Source organism: Luteimonas sp. R10 (genome assembly GCF_045689605.1).
GTDB lineage: Bacteria > Pseudomonadota > Gammaproteobacteria > Xanthomonadales > Xanthomonadaceae > Luteimonas.
This window is the reverse complement of the sequence record NZ_CP141262.1, coordinates 4,079,203-4,097,161: the sequence shown is the minus strand read 5'-3', so window position 1 is coordinate 4,097,161 and position 17,959 is coordinate 4,079,203. Positions and strand designations below refer to the sequence as shown.

Genomic DNA, 17,959 nt, shown 5'->3' with positions numbered 1-17,959 from the left:
CGCTGTCACCACCGCGCAGCAAATCCGCAACCAGGCTGTCTTCGCCCGGGGGCAGGCTGGCGGCCGTCCGGGCCGACCCTCTCGCTCCCATGCTCCAGTTGGAACAGCGCCTGCAGCAACGCTTCCCGCACTGGTTCCGCGGCCGCCGTGCGGAATTGGCCCGGCCGCTGCTGCGCACCCTGGGCCGTTGGTCGCGGCTGCAGGACATCGATGCGTTCCTGGCCGAGCAGGGCCATCTGCGCGGTTTCGATTTCGTGACCGCCACGCTGCGCTTCCTGCAGGCGCGCTACGACGTGGCCGACGATGCGCTGGCGCGGATCCCGGCAACGGGGAGACTGCTGGTCGTCGCCAATCATCCGTCCGGGGCGCTGGACGCGCTGGCGCTGCTCGATTGCATCGGGCGGGTGCGGCGCGACGTGCGGATCGTCGCCAACGACTTCCTGTCCGCGATCTGGCCGCTCGAGGAGCTGCTGCTGCCGGTGCGGGTCCTTGGCGGCCGCGCCGACGCTTCGAGCGTGCGCGCGGTGGGCCGGGCGTTGCAGGCCGGGCAGTGCGTGGTCGTGTTCCCGGCCGGCGAAGTCTCGCGGTTCGGGTGGCGCGGGGTGCGCGACGGGCGCTGGCGCAAGGCAGTGGTGCGCTACGCGCGGGCCACGGCGGCGCCGGTGCTGCCGGTGCGGATCGTGGCGCGCAATTCGGCCCTGTTCTACGGCACCTCGGCGCTGTACAAGCCGGCGGCCACGGCGCTGCTGGCGCGGGAAATGTTCGCGCGGCGGTCGCGGCCGCTGCAGCTGCATATCGGGCAACCACTGCAGGTCGGCGACGGCGACACGGCGTCGGTGCTGCGCAGGATCCGCGCCACGCTGTACATGCTCGGCCGCGAACGGCGCGCGCCGGCCGCGCCGCAGGCACTGGCGCCTGAACTCGACCCGCAGCGGCTGCGGCGGGCGCTCGCGGCGACCGAACTGCTGGGCACCACCGCCGACGGCATGCAGATCCGTCTGCTGCAGGGGAGCACGGAGTCGCCGCTGCTGCTGGAGATCGGCCGGTTGCGCGAGCTGACCTTCCGCAAGGTCGGCGAGGGGACCGGCCGCCGCCGCGACCTCGACCGCTTCGACGCCCACTACGAGCACATCCTGGTCTGGGACGCGGCGCGGTCGCGGATCGCCGGCGCCTACCGTGTCGCCCGCGTCGCGCCGCTGCTGGCGCGATGCGGACTCGACGGCCTCTACAGCGCCTCGCTGTTCCGCTACGCCGACGACGCGATCCCGCGACTGGCCGAAGGCATGGAGCTGGGGCGCAGCTTCGTGGTGCCGGAATACTGGGGCAGCCGCAGCCTCGACTACCTGTGGCAGGGCATCGGCGCCTACCTGCGGCGCTGGCCGCGGGTGCGCTACCTGTACGGGGCGGTGTCGATCAGCGCGGCGCTGCCGCTGGCGGCGCGCGAGCAACTGGTCGCCTACTACCAGCGCTACTACGGCAGCGACGAGCCGCTGGCGGCCTCGCCGCGGCCGTTCCGTTATTTCGCCGCGCCGCCCTGCTTCGGCGAACTGGACGCGGACACCGCGTTCCGCGTGCTCAGGCAGAACCTGGCCGCGACCGGCACCGCGGTGCCGACGCTCTACAAGCAGTACACCGAGCTGTGCGAGCCGGGCGGGGCGCGGTTCCTGGCGTTCGGCATCGATCCGGACTTCAGCGATTCGATCGACGGCCTGATCGAGGTCGACATGCAGCGGCTGCGGCCGAAGAAGCGACAGCGTTATCTGGGGAAGGGCGGGGCCACGTGCCCCAACGGGGAAGAGGTGATGGCATGAGCGCAATGACACCGATGCGGCGGGCGGTCTTCGTGTCCGATCTCCATCTGGGCTCGAAGCACTGCCACGCGGCCGAGCTGGCGGAGTTCCTGGGGACCGTGCGCTGCCGGCGGCTGTACCTGGTCGGCGACATCGTCGACCTGTGGTGGATGGCGCAGCGACGCGCGCGCTGGGGGGCGGCGCAGCAGCGGGTGATCGAGGCATTGCACGCGCAGCACCGGGCGGGGGCGGAGCTGATCTACGTGCCCGGCAACCACGATCGCGCCGTGCGCCGCTTCTGCGGGCTGATGCTGCCGGCGATGCAGTTGCGCCGGCGCACCGTCCACGTCACCGCCGACGGCCGCCGGCTGCTGGTCACCCACGGCGACGACTACGACGCGATCACCCATTTCGGCGGCCTGCAGGAGAAGTTCGGCGACTGGCTGTACTACCGCATCCTCACCGGCAACCAGCTGTTGAACCACGTCCGCCGCCGGCTGGGGCGGCGCTACTGGTCGCTGTCGGAATTCCTCAAGCGCCAGAGCGGCGCCGCCGAGCGCTACATCGAGCGCTTCGTGCAGGCGGGGCTGGACGACGTGCGCCGGCGCGGGCTGGACGGGATCGTCTGCGGGCACATCCATCGCGCCGCGCTGCTGCAGCGCGACGGCCTGGTCTACGCCAACGACGGCGACTGGGTGGAGAGCCTGACCGCGCTGGTCGAGGAGAACGACGGCAGCCTGCGCCTGCTCTCGCACCGCGGCGACGTCCTGGCCGAGGTGCTGCCGCGCCTGCGCCTGGTGGCCGACGACGCCACGCTGCCGCGCGCGGCGTGAGCCGTCACCCGCAACGGCATCACCCCTCGTAGAGCGGAGCTTGCTCCGCTGCCTTTCTCCCCAGGCGCAGCCGAGCAAGCTCGGCTCTACGGCCTGCGGAGGCGCCACTGCCGCGAGTGCCGTCGCCTGCGACGGTGTCACCCGTAGAGCGGAGCTTGCTCCGCTGCTTTCCCCCGCCCAGGCGCAGCCGAGCAAGCTCGGCTCTACGGCTTGCGAGGGCGCCGCTTGGATGCGGCGGCTACGCTGCATTGTTGCCTGCTAGCATCGCCGCATGGACTCCATCACCCAGATCCTGCTCGGCGCCTCCGTCGCCGCCGCGGTGGTGCCGAAGCACCATCGCCGTGCCGCGCTGCTTGCCGGCGCCGCCCTCGGCACGCTGCCGGACCTCGACTCGTTCCCGATCATGCTGTTGACCGACGATCCGGTCGCGCTGATGACGCTGCACCGGGGCCTGAGCCATTCGCTGCTGGTGCTGCCGCTGGTGGCCTGGGCGATCTGGGCCGTGTTCCGAGGCCGCGACGGCCGCGTGGCGGAGGCGCCCGTGCGCTGGTTCTGGGCGATGCAGCTGGCCCTGGTCACGCATCCGCTGCTCGATGCGTTCACCGTCTACGGCACCCAGCTGCTGTGGCCGTTGCCGCTGCCGCCGGTGATGTGGTCGAGCGTATTCATCATCGACCCGATGTACACGCTGTGGCTGTTCCTCGGCATGCTGGCGGCGGCGTTCGCCGGCACGCGGCCGGTCGCGCGGCGCGCGCTCGTGCTCGGGCTGGCGCTGAGCTCGGCCTATCTCGGCTGGTCGCTGCTGGCCAAGGGCATGGTGGAGCGCGACGCCGAGCGTGCCCTGGTTGGCATGGGCCTGGCCGATGCGCCGCGCTTCTCGGTGCCGATGCCGTTCAACACGCTGCTCTGGCGCGTGGTGGCGATGACGCCCGATGGCTTCCTGGAGGGCGAGCGCTCGCTGGTCGCGGACAGCGGGCCGATGCGCTTCCGCCGTTACCCGTCCGACACCGAGGCGCTGGCCGAGGTCGCCGAGCTGCCGGCGGTGCGGCGCCTGGCCTGGTTCAACCACGGCTTCATGAAGGCCGAGGTCCGCGACGGGCAACTGGTGCTGAGCGACCTGCGCATGGGCGCCGAGCCCGACTACAGCTTCAACTTCGCCGTCGCCGAGCGCGATGGTGAGCACTGGCGGTCGATCCCGCCGGAGCAGCTGTCATGGCCGTGGGAGGCCCGCCGCCGCCTGGGCGAGATGTGGGCGCGGATCTGGAAGGATTCCGCGGCGGACGGAAGACTGGACGCGCATGAGGGCGCCACGGAAGGTGCGACCCGATAACACTCGCGGGCGACCGGGCGCGCCTTCTCGCGGCGGCGTGTCGCCGTAAAGTCAGGACACGCGCCCATCCCGTTTTGCATGGCTGTCTCTCCTCTGCCGGTGTCGCGACTTCCCGGCGGCGGCATGCCGCCGCCACTCCCACAGGAGGAAAAGGACATCCCGCTCTATGCAGCGATGACGGATCGGGAGCAATTGCTTTTGCGAATCACGAATCACCAATCCCGAATCACGGCCCTCAATACACCACCGTCCGCGCCTGCACGAACGAGAAGAAGAACACCGCATCCGGATCGTTCTGCACCTGGCGCAGCTCGCGACGCATGCCGTCGACGGTGCCCCGGTCCACCTTGCCCGCGGCCAGCAGCTGGTCGGCGGCCGAGAGCAGCAGTTCCTCCCAGAACGCGATCATCTGCTTGCGTCGCGCCGGCTCGCGGTTGTCGAGGTGGAAGGTCTTGATCCGGGTGGCGACATCGCGGAAGCCGCCGGCCAGCAGCAGGTTGCCGAGCTTGGCGCCGACGAAGGGATCGCCGCCGCTGTCGATCTGGAAGTCGTTAAACGCCATCCAGTAGCGCCACACGTTGGGCGAGTAGGGATCGAGCAGGAACGAGGCGTTCATCACCTCGGTCACGTACACCGGCGCGCCCGGCGTCAGCACGCGGCGCACCTCCGCCAGCACCCGCGCCGGCGCCGGCACGTGCTCGAGCACCCAGCACAGGAAGGCGGCATCGAAGCTGCGCGGCTCGAACGGCAGGTCGGTGGCGTCGGTGCAGTGCAGGGCGTAGCGGCCCTCGAGCCAGGGCATCGCGGCGAGGTTGGCGCGCGCCGCGTCCAGCTGCTGCGCGTTGAGGTCGACGCAGGTGACGCGCAGGTCGGGGAAGCGGCGCAGCAGGATCTCGGTCTGCGCGCCGACGCCGCTGCCGACTTCCAGAAGCCGCCTGGCGCCGGTGTAGTCGATGTCGCGGAACACGGTCGATTCGGCCAGGCGGGCCTGCTTGACCAGGCGCGCCTGCTCGGTCGGCGAGAAGCCGTGCAGGTAGGGGAACTCGGTGGCGGTGCAGGATTCGGTCATGGCAGGTCAGCGGCAGCCGAGGGCGGGAATTCCGTAGGAGCGCGCGATGCGCACGATGCCGACATCGTCGGCCCGGCCAAGCGGCTTCGGCAACCGCGGCCTGTCCGAAGACGCCGGTCGCATCGTCACACGGCGCCGGTATCGCGCGCATGGCGCGCTGCTACGAGAGGACGTGTTGGTTTGGTCGAACATGCCGGCGCGGCGTTCAAGCGGCCGCCGGCAGCGGCGCTTCACCCGCGATCAGCGCATCGAAGTAGTCGCGCGTCAGGCCGATCTGCGCCTCGGCGCTCTCGGCGCGGTTGACCACGGTGCGGAAAGCAGTGTTCTCGGACCGGTCCTTCGCGTACCAGCCCAGGTGCTTGCGGGCGATGCGCACCCCGGCCGGCTCGCCGTAGAAGGCGTGCAGGGCCCGCAGGTGGCCGAGCAGCACGTCGCGGACCTCGGCCAGCGACGGCGGCGGCAGCCGTTCGCCGGTCGCCAGGTAGTGCGCGATCTCGCGGAAGATCCACGGCCGGCCCTGCGCGGCGCGGCCGACCATGACCGCGTCGGCGCCGGTGCGGCGCAACACCTCGGCGGCCTTGTGCGGCGAGTCGATGTCGCCGTTGGCGATCACCGGGATCGACAGGTCGGCCTTGATCGCGGCGATGGTGTCGTACTCCGCGTTGCCGGCGTAGTGCTGGTCGCGGGTGCGGCCGTGCACGGCGAGCGCGGCGACGCCGGCGCGCTCGGCGATGCGGGCGATGGCGGGGGCATTGCGGTGGTCCGCGTCCCAGCCGGTGCGGATCTTCAGCGTCACCGGCACGTCCACCGCGGCGACGACGGCATCGAGGATGCGCCCGACCAGCGCCTCGTCCTGCATCAGCGCCGAGCCGGCCCAGGCGTTGCAGACCTTCTTCGCCGGGCAGCCCATATTGATGTCGATGATCTGCGCGCCGTGGTCGACGTTGTAGCGGGCGGCGTCGGCCATCACCGCCGGCACGGTGCCGGCGATCTGCACGCCGATCGGGTCGGGCTCGCCGGCGTGGTCCATGCGGTGCCGCGACTTGCGCGTGCTCCAGAAGCGCGGGTCGGAGGTGGTCATCTCCGACACCGCGAGCCCGGCGCCCAGCCGCTTGCACAGCTGCCGGAACGGTTTGTCGGTGACCCCCGCCATCGGCGCGAGGATCACGGGCGGGTCGATGCGGTGGCGGCCGATCTGCATGGCGCCATTGTCACCGATCATTCCCGGGCGGGCACTGCCACGGACCTGCCGGGCCGGGTAGCCGTCCCGGCACCCCGGTGCGAGCGGGAAGCCAGCGGCGTTGCGCGCGCCGGTTCCGCGCGATCCATCGGCATCACTGGCCATATATTCACAAACGTGTGAGTGAGTATTGACAGGGCCCGGGGGCGGGGGCAGTATCGATCGCGAACCATTCGCTGACACCAGCATCTCTTGTGGGGAGGGATTCGGTATGGAAGGTCGTCTGATCGCGGCTGCGGCCGCGTTGCTTGTTGCACCTGTGTCGGTCATGGCGCAGGCCACGGCCGAAGCGCTCGATGCCGAAGCCCGGAGGAACCAGGCGCAGCCTGCCACCGAAGTCCAGGAACTGGACAGGCTGATCGTCACCGCGACCCGCCGCAGCGAACCGCTGCAGGACGTGCCGCTGAGCATCACCACGCTCTCGCAGGAGGAACTGACGGAGAAAGGCATCGTCGGCTACGAAGGCCTGGCTCACGAGACCCCGGGCGTGGTACTGAACCGGGCCAGCGCCAATTTCAACAACTTCACCGCGCGCGGCATCGCCACCAACGGCTACAACGCCAACCTGCAGAGCACGGTGGCGGTCTACATCGACGAGCTGCCGATCTCTTCGAACGGCAACTCCACCATCCTCGATCCGAGCCTCTACGACGTCGAGCGGATCGAGTTCCTGCGCGGCCCGCAGGGCACGCTGTTCGGCTCCGGCTCGCTGGCCGGCGCGCTGCGCATCCTGACCCACGCGCCGGACCCCAATCTCTTCGAAGCGTCGTTCCTGGCCGATATCGGCGTGACCGGCTCCGACGCGCTGCGTCAGCGCTACAACGCCATGGTGAACGTGCCGCTGGCCGAAGACACGCTGGCGCTGCGGGTGGTCGCGTTCTCGCGCGACGAGGAAGGCTATGTCGACAACATCGGCACCGGCGTCGACGATGCCAACGCGCTGGAGAGCTGGGGCGGCCGCGCCACCATGCTGTGGGAGCCGACCGACCGGCTGTCGGTGCAGCTTCGCGCCTCCCGCGAGGAGAGCACGCCGGAGGACTCGTCGCTGGTCAATCCCGCGCTCGGAAAGGACACCCGCAACTCCGACCGGCCGGACATGTTCTCCGGGGTGATGACGAACTACAACGTCACCCTCGACTACCAGTTCGACGGTGCGCATCTGACCAGTTCCTCGACCTGGTCCGACTACGACGCGCTGTTCCACGTCGACCTGGCCGGCACCTTCGCCCAGGCGATCCCGTTCGCGCTCGACGCCGACGCCTACGACGAGACCTTCGTGCAGGAGGTGCGGCTGGTCTCGGACACCGACGGCCGCCTCGACTGGGTCCTCGGCGGGTTCTACTTCGACCGCCAGCGCGACGTCGACTACAACTATCGCTCCAGCCAGGAGTTCCTCGACGCGCGCGGCATCACCGGGCTGCCGGACGAGTACTACCAGCGCTTCCAGAGCTATTCCATCTCGAAGGAAAAGGCGCTTTTCGGCCAGCTGACCTACCGCTTCACCGACGACCTCTGGTCGACCGTCGGTCTGCGCTACGGCAGCACCGACACCCAGGGTTTCACCCGTCCGGGCGGCTACAACAGCAACTACCTGACCAACGCGCTGGTCGGCATCCCCGGCCCGCTGACCGTCGTGCCGATCGCCGCAGCCGAAGGCGTCAAGGCCAGGGAAACCGGGCCGTCGTACCGGTTCAGCACCTCGTGGCGGCCGACGCCGTCGCTCACCGCCTACGGCGCGGTGGCGACCGGCTTCCGCGCTCCGGTGGTGAACGCCAGGGCGGGAGCGGCCAGCGTGGTCGACCCGGACGACCTGATCATTCCGGACGGCGCCGATTCCGACGAGCTGATCAGCTACGAGATCGGCATGAAGGGACGCTGGATGGACGGCCGCATGCTGGCCAACCTCGCGCTCTACCATATCGACTGGAACGACATCCAGGTGCAGGCCAACCGCGTGTCCGACCAGGTGCAGTTCGCCACCAACATCGGCGGGGCCTACAGCCGGGGGCTCGAGTTCGAGCTCAGGGCGATGCCGGCGCTGGGATGGACCGTCGCCCTGAATGGCGCTTTCAACAAGGCGCGGGTCGACTCGCTGACGCCGGCCGAAGCCGCGATCTCGGGCGCGGTCGAGGGTGCGCGGCTGTCGGGGCCGGAGTTCAGCGGCTCGCTGCTGGTCGAGTACGCCTTCGACGTGTTCGGCGACGCCGACGGGAATGCCTCGCTGGCGGTGGTCCACGTCGGCGGCTTCCCCGGTTCGTTCCCGAACGTGCCCGGCCAGCCCGGCGTGATCAGCCCGACCTACGACCACACCGACGACTACACGGTGGTGAATGCCAGCCTGGCGGCGGCGTTCGATCGGGTCACCGTCGGTCTGTACGCGGAGAACCTGTTCGACGACCGCTCGATCAATTACGTCCATCCCGAGTCGTTCCTCGACAGCCGCTATGGCGTGGTCCGGCCGCGCACGGTCGGTGTGCGCGTGGGGTACCGGTTCTGATGGCCGGCGTTTCCGGCCTCGCTTCGGTCGAGCGCGCGCGCGTGGTGCGTCCGGACGCCCGGGCCTGGGCCGTGCTGGCGATCCTGTGCTTCGTCTACGTGCTCAACTTCCTGGACCGCCAGCTGCTCTCGATCCTGGCCAAGCCGATCCAGGACGATCTCGGCGTCAGCGACGGGCAGTTGGGCCTGATCGGTGGCCTGTACTTCGCCATGTTCTACTGCATCCTGGCGATTCCGGTCGGCTGGCTGGCCGACCGGACCAACCGGGTGAAGGTGCTGGCCTTCTCCTGCGCGCTCTGGAGCGCAGCCACCGCAGCCTGCGGCATGGCGTCCAACTATCCACAGCTCGCGCTCGCACGCATGGCGGTCGGCGTGGGAGAAGCGGGCGGCGTGCCGCCGTCCTACGCCATCATCTCCGACTACTTTCCCTCCGGCACCCGTGGAACGGCGCTGAGCCTGTTCAACATGGGGCCGCCGATCGGGCAGGCGCTGGGCGTGGCCTTCGGCGCCTCGATCGCGGCGGCCTATTCCTGGCGACTGGCGTTCCTCTGGGTCGGCGTCGTCGGCGTGTTCACAGCGGCGATCGTCTGGTTCTTCGTGCGCGAGCCCAGGCGCGGCGGCCTGGACGCCGGGCCGGGCCGGACGCAGACGCGGCTTCCGGAAAGCGACCCGGTGTCCGTCTCCGCGAAGTCGGGCTTCTGGCCCACGTGCCGGATGTTCTTCACCCATCCGGTGCTGTTGCGGGTGGCGCTGGCCTGCGCGGCGACCCAGTTCATCACCTATGCCGTGCTGAATTTCACCGTGCTGTTCCTGATGCGGGAAAAGGGCATGAGTCTGGGCGACGTGGCGATCTGGTACGCGCTGCTGGTGTTGGTCGGCATCAGCGCGGGAATGTTCGCCTCGGGTCGCCTGATCGACCGCCTGGTCCCGCGCGGCAAGGTCGCCTACGCGCATGTCCCGGCGATCGGGCTGGCGCTGGCGGTTCCGCTGTTCGTCGGCTTCATCTGGGCGCCCGGATGGCCGCTGGCGCTGGCGTTCCTGCTGCTGCCGATGGGCCTGAACTACTTCTACCTGTCGCCGGCGGTGACCCTGGTCCAGGAAGAGGTGCGCCCGGACCAGCGCGTGCTCTCGGGCGCCCTGTTGCTGCTGGTGATGAACCTGGTCGGGCTCGGCCTTGGCCCGACCTACCTGGGCTTCGCCAGCGACCTGTTCCGGCCCGCCTATCCCGACAGTTCGCTGCAGATGGCCTTCTACACGCTGGTGCCGTTCTACGGCGTCGCGATCGGGCTGTTCCTGTGGCTGGGGAAGGCGCTCAAGCGCCAGGACCACGAGGAGGCATCGGCATGAACCGTTGGATGACGCAGGTCGTCGCGGGCATCGTCGCCATGTGCTCGGTGGCATCGGTCGGGGCGGTCGATTCACCGGTGGTGGAGGCGCCCGCAGGCGCCTTGCGCGGCGAGGCCACGGACGGCGTCGCCGTCTTCAGGGGCATCCCCTATGCGGCCGCGCCCACGGGGCGGATGCGCTGGCGCCCGCCGGTCGCCGCGGCGTCCTGGGACGGGGTCCATGATGCCACCCGTTTCGGTCCCGCCTGCCATCAGCCCACGTCGCGGCCCGGCAGCATCTACGCGCCGGCGCAGCCACCGCCGATGAGCGAGGATTGCCTGTCGCTGAACGTGTGGGCGCCGGCGGCTGCCGACGGCGCGCCGGTCTTCGTCTGGATCCATGGCGGTTCGCTGGTGGCGGGCGCCGGCAGCGAGGCGATGTACGACGGTGCGCGCCTGGCGGCGCGCGGCGTGGTGGTGGTGACCATCAACTATCGGCTCGGCGTGCTGGGCTACCTGGCGCACCCGGAACTGAGCGAAGAATCGCCCGACCGCGTCTCGGGCAACTACGGGCTGCTGGACCAGATCGAGGCGCTGCGCTGGGTCCGGCGCAACATCGCCGCGTTCGGCGGGGACCCGGGCAACGTCACTGTCGCCGGGGAGTCGGCCGGCGCGCTGAGCGTCATGTACCTGATGGCCGCGCCGGCCGCGCACGGGTTGTTCCACAAGGCGATCGCCCAGAGCGCCTACATGATCTCCACCCCGGCGTTGCGCGATACGGCGCACGGCACGCCCTCGGCCGAGGAGTCGGGCCTGGCGCTGAGCCGCAAGCTCGAGGTGCGCGGGCTGGCGCGCCTGCGCGCGATGGACGCGCAGGCGCTCACCGTGCAGGCGGCGGTTTCCGGTTTCCTGCCGCTGGGCAACGTCGACGGCCACGCGCTGCCGGCGCAGCTGGCGGAAACGTTCGACCGCGGCGAACAGGCGCCGGTGCCGATCCTGGCGGGATTCAACGAGGGCGAGATCCGCTCGCTGCGCTTCCTGTTGCCGCCGCAGCCTGCGGACGCGGCGGCGTACACGTCGCAGATCCGGGCCCGCTACGGCGACCTCGCGGAGCGGATGCTGGAACGCTATCCGCCCGGGGACCTGGACGAGGCCATGCTCGCCACCACCCGCGACGCGATGTACGGATGGACGGCCGAGCGGCTCGTGCGCAGCCAGACGGCGCTGGGCCAGCGCTCCTTCCTCTACTACTGGGACCACGGCTATCCCGCGGCCGAGGAGGCGGGGCTGCACGCGTTCCACGCCAGCGAGATCCCCTACCTCTTCGGCAACCCCGACCGGACCCCGCCGCACTGGCCGCAGATCCCGTCGACCTCCGCCGAGACCGCGCTGTCGGACGCCATGGCGGGCTACTGGACCGGGTTCGCGCGCACCGGCGTTCCGGCAGCGGCCGGGCATGCCGAATGGCGCCCCTACGGCGAGCGACGCGCCTACATGGCGTTCGCGGAAGCGCCGCGCCCGGGCGAACGCCTGATGCCCGGGATGTACGAACTGGTGGAAGCGGTGGTATGCCGGCGACGCGCGCAGGGCGACCTGCCCTGGCACTGGAACGTCGGCATCGCTGCGCCGCCGCTGCCGCCGGGAGCGACTGGATGTCCGTGATCCACGGGGAGATGCAGCACTACGCGCTGACCCTCGACAAGTTCCTCGACCACGGCGCGAAGTGGCACCCGGACGCGCAGGTCGTCACCGCACGCGGGGGCGGGCGGCACGACCGGGTCGGCTACGCCGGGCTCCAGCGGCGCTCGCGCAGGGCCTCGGCGGCGCTGGCGGCGCTTGGGGTGGGGGCCGGCGACCGCGTCGCCACCCTGGCCTGGAACACCCAGGCCCACGTGGAGGTGTGGTTCGCCACCATGGGCATGGGTGCGGTCTGCCAGACCCTCAACCCGCGGCTGAGCGAGGCGCACTTGGTCGACATGGTGAAGCAGTCCGGCGCACGGCTGCTGGTGGTCGCGGGGGACCTGGCGCCGCTCGCGCGCCGCATCGCCGCGGGCGCGCGGTCGATTGAGCGAGTCCTGTCGATCGACGAGGCCGCGGTGGAGGGCGGCGGGACCGGCGCGATCGAGCCGCTCGAGCCGATGATCGCGCGCGAGCACGCCGAGGTCCCGTGGGGCGGGTTCGACGAGAATGCCCCGTGCGGGCTGTGCTTCACTTCCGGCACCACCGGCATGCCGAAGGGCGTGACCTATACCCATCGCGCCAACTTCCTGCACACACTGCGCGCGCTGCAGGCCGACACCATGGCGATCTCGATGCGCGACTGCGTACTGCTGGCGGTGCCGATGTTCCATGCCAACGGCTGGGGCGTGCCGTTCGCGACGCCGGCGGTCGGCGCGCGCCTGGTCCTCCCGGGCCGCCACCTGGACGGCGCCAGCCTTGCGGAACTGATCGACGCCGAGTCCGTCACCGTGGCGCTGGGCGTGGCCACGGTCTGGCTGGCGCTGGTCGAACATCTGGAGGCGAACGGCGGCGGGACCCCGACGCTGCAGCGGGTGATCGTCGGCGGCGCGCCGCTGGCGCCGGCGCTGATGCAGCGCATCGAGCGCTGCCTGGGCGCCACCGTGCAGACCAGTTGGGGCATGACCGAACTGTCGCCGACCGGCACCGTGGCCGTGCCGGGCGATCCGCGGCGCGCGGCGCACCTGTCCGGGCGCCCGTCGATCGGCATCGACCTGCTGCTGACCGACGCCGGCGGCGACGCGCTGCCGGAACAGCGCGGGGTGGAGGGACACCTGCGGGTGCGTGGCGCCAGCGCCATCCGGCGCTATTTCGGCGACACCGCGCCGACGGTGGACGAGCAGGGCTGGTTCGCGACCGGCGACCTGGCGCGCATCGACGGCGACGGCAACCTGGTCATCACCGGGCGCGCCAAGGACCTGATCAAGTCCGGAGGCGAATGGATCAATCCCGCCGAGATCGAGGACATCGTCGGCGGCATTCCCGGCGTGGCGCTGGCGGCAGTCATCGGCCGCCAGGACCCGAAGTGGGGTGAGCGGCCGGTCCTGCTGGTGCAGCTGCGCGAGGGATGCGCGGTGAGCGATGCGGCGTTGATCGATCCCCTGCATGGACGGGTGGTGCCGTGGTGGGTGCCCGACGCTGTGGTCCGGGTCGACCGGATGCCTTTGGCAGCGACCGGCAAAATTGACAAAATGCGCCTCAGGGCCGAATACGGCGGCGCGCGCGGAGCACCGGTGACATGATGTCCCGACGCAGCGCCAACCCGGCGGAGCATTGGAGGCGGCAGCGTGTCAGCAGATGCCACATCCCGGTCCGGGCGCGGCAACAGGAAGAGCCGGACGAGTGCGCCGGCGAAGCGCCCGACGAAGGCGGAACAGCGCGCGGAGATGGTCGAGCAGATCCTCGATGCCGCCGAGCACCTGTTCTCCAGGCACGGCCTGTACGGCGTCACCCTCAAGGACGTGGCCGGTCGCGTGGGCGTGCACCACACCCTGCTCAACTACTACTTCACCGACAAGAAGACGCTGTTCGAAGCGGTGATCGCACGGCGCGCCGCCGTGACCAGCGGGCTGCGGATGAAGGCGCTCGACGAGTACGAGGCAGCCAGCGGCGGCAAGCCCACCATCGAGGGGGCATTGCACGCCTTCCTCGATACCGATCTCGACCTCTACATCCAGGGCGGCGAGAACTGGAAGAACTACGGCGCGCTCAGCGCGCTGGCTTCCAATACGCCCTATGGCGCGGAACTCATGGACCGGCATTTCGATCCGGTGGTGCTGCGCCTGATCGACCTGCTCAAGAAGGCGCTGCCGGACTGCGACGAGGCGGACATCTTCTGGGGCTACCACTTCGTCACCGGCGCGCTGATGCTGACGCTGGCGCGTACCGGCCGCATAGACCGCCTCTCCGGCGGGCTCTGCCGCTCGGACGACTACGACGCGGTGAAGGCACGCATGGCCAGCTTCATGGCAGCCGGCTTCAGGTCGGTCTGCAAACGGCGGGGGGGCGGCGGCAAGCGCTGAGCGCACCCGTGTCCCCGTCGGGTATTTTCCAAAGACGGGGAGTCGAGCAATGCCGCTCAAGGGACGCGTAGCGATCATCACCGGTGCCGGCGGCGGGCTTGGCCGCCAGCACGCCCTCTACCTAGCGCGGAAGGGCGCGCGCGTGGTGGTCAACGACCTGGAGGCCGCGTCCGCCGGGGCCGTCGCCGCGGCGATCCGCGATGCCGGAGGCGAGGCCTTGGCCGCGCCCGGGTCGATCACCGACGAGGCGGCCGTCGCGGCGATGGCCGCGCACGCGCTCGAAGCGTGGGGCCGCATCGACATCCTGGTGAACAATGCCGGGATCCTGCGCGACAGGAGTTTCGCCAAGATGGGCCTGGACGAGTTCAGGCAGGTGGTCGACGTCCACCTGATGGGCGCGGTGATCTGCACCCGGGCAGTCTGGGACACGATGCGGGCGCAGGCCTACGGCCGCATCGTCATGACCACCTCGTCCTCGGGCCTGTACGGCAATTTCGGCCAGGCCAATTACGGTGCCGCGAAGATGGCGCTGGTGGGGCTGATGCAGACCCTGGCCATCGAGGGCCGCAAGTACGGCATCCGCGTCAACTGCCTGGCGCCGACCGCGTCGACCGGGATGACGGCGGGCGTGCTGCCCGAGGAGAGCCTGCGCGCGCTGGAGCCCGCGCTGGTCAGTCCGGCGCTGCTGCCGCTGGTGGTCGACGACGCCCCCACGCGCGCCATCGTCTGCGCCGGCGGGGGCCATTTCGCCCGCGCCTACGTGACCCTGACCGAAGGGCGTCATCTCGGTGCCGGCGATGATGCGGGCGAACGCCTTATCGCTGAGTGGGACGCGGTGTCGGATCCGGCCGGGCAGGTCGTGCCCGAGTACGGCTTCACGCAGGCCGAGCGCGAGGTCGCCAGTGCCGGTGCGCAGGCGGTCGAAGCCCTGTCGCCCCGTGCCCACGGAGTCGCCTCGTGACGCGTCCCTTCTCCCGCCTGCGGGAGTGGGTGCCCGGAAAGGGCTGATGGGGACTTCCCGGCGCTGCGGGCATCCACCATCCGCCTTCGGGACTTTTCCACACAGACCGAAGAAGGGATCCGGCGGCGCAACAATCCAGACTCCTCGAACGGAGGTCCATCATGACCAGTCGACGCCAGTTCCTGCTCTCCGGTGTTGCGCTCGCCCTGGGCGGCCTCGGCCTGCCGGTCCTCGCCGGCGACCGATTCGGGCCGGTGATCGCGCGCCTGCGCCGTTTCGTTGATGACGGCGAGCTGCCCTTCGCCGCGATCCGCATCGCCAGGCACGGCCGGGTGCTGGCCGAAGCGCAGATCCCGGGTGTCGGGAGCATCGGCGCGGACAGCCTCTACCGCATCTATTCCATGACCAAGCCGGTGGTGGCCGCGGGCGTGATGCTGCTGGTGGAGGATGGCAGGCTGGCGCTGGAGGACCCGGTGGCGCGCTACGTGCCGGAGTTCGCTGACCTCGGGGTCGTTGCCGGCTCGCTGGAAAGGCTGGAGCCGGCGCGGCCGATGACGGTGGCGCATCTGCTGACCCACAGCTGCGGGCTGGCCAACAGCTGGGGCGATGGCCGCGTTGCGCCGCTCTACCGGGACGCGGGTCTGGTTGCGGGCGCGTGGATGTACGACCCGCAGGTCGGCGGGCTGGAGGGTTTCGCCAGGCGGCTGGCCGCGTTGCCGTTGGAGTTCCAGCCCGGCACGGACTGGATCTACGGCTATGGACTGGACATCGCCGGCCTGGTCATCGAGCGCATCAGCGGGCAGCGCCTCGGCGAATTCCTGGAGCGCCGCATCTTCGAACCGTTGGGCATGGGTTCGACCGGCTTTTTCGTTCCCGAAGGACAGGCCGGGCGTCTCGCAGGCCTCTATGCCGCGCGTGACGGCGGCATCGAGCCGGCGGCTGACGGCAGCGAACGCGCGCCGCTGAAGCGGCCCTTCGCCGATGGTGGCAGCGCCGGGCTGGTCTCGACCCTCGAGGACTACGGCCACTTCGCCGACATGCTGGCCAACGGCGGCGCGCGCGGCGACGCGCGGGTGATGGACGCGGCTTCCGCGCGGCGGCTGGTGACGCCGTACGGGCCGCAGGAAGCGCTGATGCCCTCGCTGCTGCGCTTTGGCCGCTATGCGCCCGGCAGCATCGCCCACGCGCTGGGCGGCGTGGTCAGGCTCGACGACCGCAGCGGACCGGGATCGGCCGGCGAATATGCCTGGGGCGGCGCGGCGGGCACGGGGTTCTGGGCAACGCCGGGTCTCGGCCTGTCGGTCACGGTGATGACCCAGCTGATGCCGGTCACCGCGGCGCCGGCGCGCGACGCGCTCAGGCCGCTGGTCTACGAGGCGCTGGCGTCCGGTTGACGGCCGCGCGGGACGCGCAAGCGTTCAGGCGCGTTCGAAGATCGACGCGATGCCCTATCCGTCGCCGATGCACAGTAATTTGAAGCATTCCCGATTGGTCGCGATTGGACTTCTCCGGCAGTCGGCTTTGAGCGCCTCTCCCGCTTGCGGGGTGAAGAGGCACGTTTGCGAGCCACGGCTCGCGTGCCGATGAACGCCCGCGCCGCTGGCGCGGGCCGGGGCGCGGAGCGACGGGATGGGGTGAGGGCGCGGCGAAGCCGCGATGGCCGGTGTTTCGCGGCTCCGCCGCGCCCGCATCCGCCCCTATGAGGCACCCCGACCAACAGCACTCCGCGGGCAGGCTCTTCTCCCGCAAGCGGGAGAAGGGAGCGCGCATTCGAGGGCGGTGCCACGAGCGAAAATTCATGCGGCCGAGAACAGATCGCCGAAGCGCTCGCGCAACTGTGCGGCCGACGGCATCGCCTCGGCGGCGCCGGGACGTTCGGTGGACAGGGCGGCGTAATGGGTGGCCAGGCGGACGTGCTGCGCGAATGGAGCCGCCGGCGCCAGCGCCATTCCCGCCGCCAGTGCGCCGTTGAAGGCGTCGCCGGCGCCGGTGGTGTCGACGGCCCGGACCTGGGCCGCCGGCAGCCGATAGCAGGCGGCCTCGTCGCCGCGGTGCAGGCCGTCGGCATGGGAGACGAAACAGCCCGAACCGCCGAGCGTGACGATCACGGTGCCGTGCGGCAGCAATGCGCGGCACCACCCGTGCAGGCGGTCGTCGGGCGTGGCGACGATGTCCTCGCCGTCGAGGCGGATGCCTGCGTGGCGCGCCAGCAGGCCGGCGAATTCTGTTTCGTTCGGCGTCAGGACGTCGGTCGCGGCCAGCAGCTCGGCGGCGACCGCGGCGTTGGCCGGCGCCGGGTTGAGCAGGGCCGCGGCGCCGGCGGCGCGTGCGCGGCGCAGACCCTCCAGCACCGCAGCCGTGGGCGATTCCAGCTGCGCCACCACCACCGCGGCATCGGCGAAGGCGTGGGCCTGCGCCGCGACGAATTCGGCCGACAGGTCGCCGTTGGCGCCGGCACCGATGACGATGCTGTTGCCGCCGGCCTCGTCCAGGTAGATGCCGGCGGTGCCGGTCGGCGCGTCGCTGCGCAGCGCGCGCAGTTCGAGGCCGTCTTCGGCGGCCAGTGCGCGCGCGAGGTCGCCGCCGCCGTCGCCGCCCAGCGCGCAGACGAAGCGGGTGACGGCGCCGGTGCGGCGCGCGGCCACGGCCTGGTTGAAGCCCTTGCCGCCGGGGCCGGTGCTGTAGCGGCCGCTCAGGGTCTCGCCCGGTCGCGGCAGCCGGTCGCTGGTCCAGACGTGGTCGACGTTGAACGAGCCGATGACGAGGACGGAAGCCATGGTCGGTGGATGCCTGTGACGCGGTTGGAATGGTCGATTATCCGGGAGCCCGTCGCCGCCGGCCGGTGGCGCGGCCGGTGACCGCGTGGATCGCGGGC

General features: G+C 70.8%; 13 protein-coding genes. 10 read left to right on the top strand and 3 right to left on the bottom strand.

The genetic code is table 11. The features are described 5' to 3' along the window. Positions 1-89 precede the first annotated feature (89 nt). From U3649_RS17885 to U3649_RS17875, 3 genes are all read left to right on the top strand, one after another. The gene (locus U3649_RS17885; RefSeq protein WP_407352638.1) at positions 90-1,811 is read left to right on the top strand and encodes a lysophospholipid acyltransferase family protein; all 1,722 of its coding nucleotides are present in this window, start codon (positions 90-92) and stop codon (positions 1,809-1,811) included. Beyond that, entirely contained in the window at positions 1,808-2,623 is an 816-nt protein-coding gene (locus U3649_RS17880; RefSeq protein ID WP_407352637.1) for a UDP-2,3-diacylglucosamine diphosphatase, read from the top strand. The genes U3649_RS17885 and U3649_RS17880 overlap by 4 nt, the downstream gene beginning before the upstream one ends. A gap of 271 nt (positions 2,624-2,894) precedes the next feature. Further along, a complete protein-coding gene (locus U3649_RS17875) occupies positions 2,895-3,953 on the top strand; it encodes a metal-dependent hydrolase (RefSeq protein ID WP_407352636.1) in 1,059 nt (352 codons plus the stop codon). Between the two features lie 235 nt (positions 3,954-4,188). On the opposite strand, the gene U3649_RS17870 is transcribed toward U3649_RS17875, so the two are convergent. Next, entirely contained in the window at positions 4,189-5,022 is an 834-nt protein-coding gene (locus U3649_RS17870; RefSeq protein WP_407352635.1) for a methyltransferase domain-containing protein, read from the bottom strand. A 205-nt stretch (positions 5,023-5,227) separates the two neighbouring features. Continuing rightward, positions 5,228-6,223, bottom strand: a complete 996-nt coding sequence (dusB, locus tag U3649_RS17865) for a tRNA dihydrouridine synthase DusB (protein WP_407352634.1) — start codon at positions 6,221-6,223, stop codon at positions 5,228-5,230. A gap of 307 nt (positions 6,224-6,530) precedes the next feature. On the opposite strand from dusB, the gene U3649_RS17860 reads away from it, so the two are divergent. From U3649_RS17860 to U3649_RS17830, 7 genes are all read left to right on the top strand, one after another. Next, a complete protein-coding gene (locus U3649_RS17860; RefSeq protein ID WP_407352633.1) occupies positions 6,531-8,759 on the top strand; it encodes a TonB-dependent receptor in 2,229 nt (742 codons plus the stop codon). Then, positions 8,759-10,105 carry a spinster family MFS transporter gene (locus U3649_RS17855; RefSeq protein WP_407352632.1) on the top strand — a complete coding sequence of 449 codons (1,347 nt, stop codon included), beginning with the start codon at positions 8,759-8,761 and terminating at the stop codon, positions 10,103-10,105. Before U3649_RS17860 ends, U3649_RS17855 begins: the two co-directional genes overlap by 1 nt. Beyond that, positions 10,102-11,745 (top strand): carboxylesterase/lipase family protein, encoded by a 1,644-nt coding sequence (locus U3649_RS17850; RefSeq protein WP_407352631.1) that lies wholly within the window; start codon positions 10,102-10,104, stop codon positions 11,743-11,745. The genes U3649_RS17855 and U3649_RS17850 overlap by 4 nt, the downstream gene beginning before the upstream one ends. Then, entirely contained in the window at positions 11,736-13,343 is a 1,608-nt protein-coding gene (locus U3649_RS17845) for an AMP-binding protein (protein ID WP_407352630.1), read from the top strand. Before U3649_RS17850 ends, U3649_RS17845 begins: the two co-directional genes overlap by 10 nt. Positions 13,344-13,487: 144 nt before the next feature. Then, on the top strand, positions 13,488-14,123 hold the full coding sequence (locus tag U3649_RS17840) for a TetR/AcrR family transcriptional regulator (RefSeq protein WP_407352629.1): 636 nt from the start codon (positions 13,488-13,490) through the stop codon (positions 14,121-14,123). 49 nt (positions 14,124-14,172) lie between these two features. Beyond that, complete coding sequence (locus U3649_RS17835) at positions 14,173-15,084, top strand: SDR family NAD(P)-dependent oxidoreductase (protein WP_407352628.1); 912 nt, start codon at positions 14,173-14,175, stop codon at positions 15,082-15,084. A gap of 161 nt (positions 15,085-15,245) precedes the next feature. After that, the gene (locus tag U3649_RS17830) at positions 15,246-16,478 is read left to right on the top strand and encodes a serine hydrolase domain-containing protein (protein ID WP_407352627.1); all 1,233 of its coding nucleotides are present in this window, start codon (positions 15,246-15,248) and stop codon (positions 16,476-16,478) included. Between the two features lie 402 nt (positions 16,479-16,880). Here U3649_RS17830 and U3649_RS17825 read toward each other — a convergent pair whose 3' ends face one another. Further along, complete coding sequence (locus U3649_RS17825; RefSeq protein WP_407352626.1) at positions 16,881-17,861, bottom strand: PfkB family carbohydrate kinase; 981 nt, start codon at positions 17,859-17,861, stop codon at positions 16,881-16,883. Positions 17,862-17,959 lie beyond the last annotated feature (98 nt).